This window comes from Neisseria sp. P0021.S006 (assembly GCF_051956895.1).
In genome coordinates this window covers 1-461 of the sequence record NZ_JBQCWZ010001204.1, presented here as the reverse complement: position 1 = coordinate 461, position 461 = coordinate 1, and the positions used below count along the sequence as shown (strand labels likewise).

1 pseudogene is annotated in these 461 nt (G+C 48.4%); it reads right to left on the bottom strand.

Going from position 1 to position 461, the window contains the following annotated elements:
* Window positions 1-176: 176 nt before the first annotated feature.
* Window positions 177-461: pseudogene (locus tag ACTHUM_RS19490) on the bottom strand (DNA glycosylase); the annotation flags it as partial.

Sequence of the window (461 nt, the reverse complement as noted above, 5' to 3'; positions counted from 1 at the left end):
AATTAAGGCCGTTAACAGACATAATGACTGCAGATATTTGTATCACATACAAAAGCGTTCCGCCCAACAATACCCTGATGTGCCATTTTTTGGCCTTCAGCCACACTGAGACGACATTAAAAAGCCACCACAAAGCCATAAACACCATTAAAGAGATTTCATAACGATCCATCGCCCTACTCCTGAAAAACAGTCAATCCAGCCATTTCAAAAAAAGCCCGATACGCCGCTGCTTTTTTTGCCAAACTCAAAGGATAGGCACGCGAAGTCGAAGGCAGACGCGTCAGGGTCAACTCACGCCCTGCATAGGGGAACGGCACTGTTTCGCCGGTTTTCGGCATTTTCATGCCGCTGCCTTGAATCTCCAACAAAACTTCGGTTGCCTTGCCGCCAGTGGTGCAAAGATGGCGGCACTCGGGCATTTGCGCCAATACTGCCGCCAAATCGACAGTTTCTATCAC